The 3,471-nt window shown below is 67.4% G+C and carries 4 protein-coding genes; 3 read left to right on the top strand and 1 reads right to left on the bottom strand.

Translation table 11 applies throughout. The features are described 5' to 3' along the window. Positions 1 to 103: 103 nt before the first annotated feature. Complete coding sequence (locus NBG84_RS33630; protein WP_250923470.1) at positions 104 to 1,324, bottom strand: helix-turn-helix domain-containing protein; 1,221 nt, start codon at positions 1,322 to 1,324, stop codon at positions 104 to 106. 94 nt (positions 1,325 to 1,418) lie between these two features. Here NBG84_RS33630 and NBG84_RS33635 point away from each other — a divergent pair, with 94 nt between their 5' ends. The 3 genes from NBG84_RS33635 (at position 1,419) to NBG84_RS33655 (ending at position 3,401) form a co-directional block, all read left to right on the top strand. Next, positions 1,419 to 1,970 (top strand): flavoprotein, encoded by a 552-nt coding sequence (locus NBG84_RS33635; RefSeq protein WP_250923471.1) that lies wholly within the window; start codon positions 1,419 to 1,421, stop codon positions 1,968 to 1,970. A gap of 310 nt (positions 1,971 to 2,280) precedes the next feature. After that, a complete protein-coding gene (locus tag NBG84_RS40840) occupies positions 2,281 to 3,171 on the top strand; it encodes a helix-turn-helix domain-containing protein (RefSeq protein ID WP_285368496.1) in 891 nt (296 codons plus the stop codon). Beyond that, positions 3,168 to 3,401 carry a DUF397 domain-containing protein gene (locus tag NBG84_RS33655; protein WP_250923472.1) on the top strand — a complete coding sequence of 78 codons (234 nt, stop codon included), beginning with the start codon at positions 3,168 to 3,170 and terminating at the stop codon, positions 3,399 to 3,401. The genes NBG84_RS40840 and NBG84_RS33655 overlap by 4 nt, the downstream gene beginning before the upstream one ends. Positions 3,402 to 3,471 lie beyond the last annotated feature (70 nt).

A 3,471-nucleotide genomic window follows, 5' to 3' on the forward strand; every position in this document is an offset into this window, starting at 1 on the left:
AACGATCTTGGACGCCCTGTCCACGTTCCCAGACACACCATCAGCATTCGGAATGACTCGTCTAGCAGTCGAGGGGCAACCAGTCTGGCGAGGCGTGGGGTGTTCATCGCAGTCCGAGGTGTTGCGCCAGGTTGGCGACCTCGGTGTCATCCGGAGGGGCGTTGCGGACGAGGTCGTGTGCCAGCTGGCGGCCGAGGGGGTTGAAAACGATGGTTTCCCGGGAGGCCGCAACCGACTCAAGGAGTGCTCCGCGGGTGGCGGGGCGGTCTTTGGCCTGGTGATGGCTGCGGGCGAGGTCGATGAAATGCTGGGCGCGGCGGTTGGCGGAGGGCATGTGACGGGGGTCGAGCTGTTGGGCACTGGCCACGGCAGCGTTGGTGCGCCCACATTCGATGTTGACCGCTACGGCATAGATGGCGACGTTGGTCTGCCCGAACATGGTCTCCGGGTGAACGTACGTTCCCAGGCTCTGAGCGGACTCCTCTGCTGCTTTCCAGTGGGTCCAGGCTTCGTCCGGGCGGCGGTCGGCTGCGGCACCCATGGCGGCGAACAGGAGCAATGCCCCACGGAGGGAGCTTTCCTCGGCCGTGGCGGGGTGGGGAAGGTGGCGCAGGGTGATGAGTGCGGTGTCTTCGGCTTCCTGGGGCTGATGAGCGGTGAGGGAGGTCATGGCGGACGCCCAGCCGGCCAACGTCGTGAGGGGCGTGCTGTCGGCAGCGGTGGCGGACAGCAGGGCGCGGTCGGTGAACTGCACGGCGAGGTCCATGGCGCGCACGCTGTAGGCGAAGCGCTGCCCCAGGAGGTGGACGCGGGTGGCCATCGCGTGGGTGTCGCGAATGCGGGATCCGGTGGCCGTGCGGGTCAAAGCGGTGGCATCGCGCAGCAGAGACGGTAGCAGGAGCCCCAGGGAGGTGTTCTGGGTGCGGGAGACGTGCCAGGCGGCCCAGGCGTGCCGGATGCGCTGCTCCAACGCGGTGAGGGTACAGGGAGGTTGTTCGGGTGGTGGCTGGAGCAGGGCGTGGGTGAGGGCCTGGCGGACTTCGGGGACGGCGGGGTGTTCGGGTAGGTCGAGTGAGGTGGCGGTGAACCGACGGCCGGTGAGCGTGCTGAGGTCGTCCAGCCGCAGGGCGCGGGCGATAGAGATCAGGTTGTCCAGACGCAGGGCGCCTCGTCCCTCGGTCTCCAGGAGGCAGACCCATCGCTCGGTGTGCCCGACCAGGGCGCCGAGTTCGCGGCGGGACAGGCCCCGCCGCCGCCGGTGCCACTCCACCCGCTCGCCGGCCACGCCCGCCAGGTCCCCCTGGCCCACCGGTGTGTCAGCCATACGCCGCCACCCGCATGACAGAATCAGACGCCCCGCACAGAACGTGTGAGTGCACGGCGGCGGGGCATGGCGGCCTGGCGCAAGGAGCGTGACGGTGGACGGCTCGAATCCGGTGTTGTATGTGGTGGCATGTGGCGGATACCCCGCGCAAGACCTGCCACGTTTCGCCCAGTGGGCCCAAACAGAAGGCTGGCGGGTGTGCGTCGTCGCGACCCCCAAAGGGCGGGAGTTCCTCGACACGGCCGCCCTGCAGCAGCTGACCGGATACCCCGTGCGCCACGACTACAAGCATCCCGATGACCCGGACGTCCTGCCGCCCGCCAACGCCATGCTGGTCGCACCGGCCACCTTCAACACCGTGAACAAACTCGCGGCCGGCATCTCCGACACCCTCGCCCTGGGACTGGTCAACGAAGCCATCGGACTCGGCATCCCCGTCATCGCCGCCCCCTGGCCCAACAAAGCGCTCGCCACCCGCCGCCCGTTCCGTGAAAGCGTCGAACGGCTGCGCGCAGAAGGCGTCCGATTCGTCCTCGACGACGAAAACCTCCCCGAACCCGCATCCGGCCGCCCCGGGGCAGCAGCCTTCCCCTGGCAACCCATCCACGCCCAGATCATCTCCGTGCGACAGGAACTGTCCCGCTGACGTGGCCGCGGCGGCCCGCCCACCCGGGACCCCCAGCACGGTCCAATCGTCCCGCCGCCGCTGCTGGAGCAGTACTCGCAACCGTGTCGGACGCGGCATCGACAGCCTTCCTCGCACAAGGGGCTCGGATCACCCCTCGACACGGCGACCTGCCGCATATGCCACCAGAGGCAACGGCGCAGCCACCCAGGGTGACCCTCACTAGGGTGCTCCCACCCAGCCGAGTTGGCAACTGAAAGGCGCAATCTGCTCCATAGGTTGCTTAATTGACTGGTTGTCGCGCACCGAACGACCGGGCACACTAGCGCTCATGCCGCAGACGACCGAACCCACCGCATCACTACCGGGAAGCCAAATCGGCGCTGCGCTCAAAGAGTTGCGCGACATCTCCGATCTCAGCCTCATCCAGGTCGTCGAGCATCTCAACAGGATCGGCATCAAGTCCGACACGGGAACCCTGAGCCGTATCGAGAAGGGCAAGCGACGCGTCAGCGCCGAAACCGCCACCGCGCTCCTTGACCACTACGGCGCCGACCAGGCCAAGAAGGACCAAATCCTCGGCCTCATCAGCGTGGACACCACACGCCGCCGACGCCCCGCCCTCTGGCGCACCCACAGCGCCCTCATCACCAGCATGCACTTCGAGCCCTTCCTCACCCTCGAACGCCGTGCCGACCACATCACCAGCTACCAAACCGACCTCATCCCCGGCCTCCTCCAAACCCACGGCTACGCCCGCCACCTCATCGCACTCCTGCGCCCCGACCTCACCACCACAGAGATCGACGCCCTGGCCACCCTGCGCATCAGCCGGCAAAAGGCCTTCACCCAAGGACCGCAGCACCTCCGGGCCCTGATCTGCCAGCGCGCCCTGACCCGCTCTGTCGGCGACCCGGCCACGATGAAGGAGCAGCTCGAACATCTCCTCACAGCGGCCGACCATCCGCGCCACGACATCCGTGTCCTGCCCTACGAACCCCTGATCCACCCTGGGGCCAGCGGCCCGTTCGTCATGCTCCACTTCGACGACTCCACCCCGGATCTCGTGTGTGTCGAAACCATGAACCACTCGGTGTACTTCGAGGGAGAAGCCGATGTCCGGACCTACACCGAGGTCTACTCCGGACTGTGGGAACGGGCCCTACCGCCCAGCGACCCACGCATCTGCCTCCGCCAAATGATCAAGGAGTCGCAGCAGTGACACACCCCAAGCCCGACCCGGCCGACCTTGACCTCACCCAGGTCGAATGGACCGTCTCCACCCACAGCGGAGGCGGGGGAGACTGCGTCCGGATCGGCACCCTCGACGGACACATCCTCATCGGCGACACCAAGAACCCCGAACGCACCCCGCACATCTTCACCCCTGCCGAACTCCAGGCATTCATCCTGGGCGCCCGCGACGGCGAGTTCGACCACCTCCTCAGCTAAACCGCCACCGAACGACCCCAGCAGAACCAAGCAAAACGTGGGGGGTGCCCGAGCCACATGGCTCGGGCAC

Source organism: Streptomyces albipurpureus, assembly GCF_023701525.1.
GTDB lineage: Bacteria > Actinomycetota > Actinomycetes > Streptomycetales > Streptomycetaceae > Streptomyces > Streptomyces albipurpureus.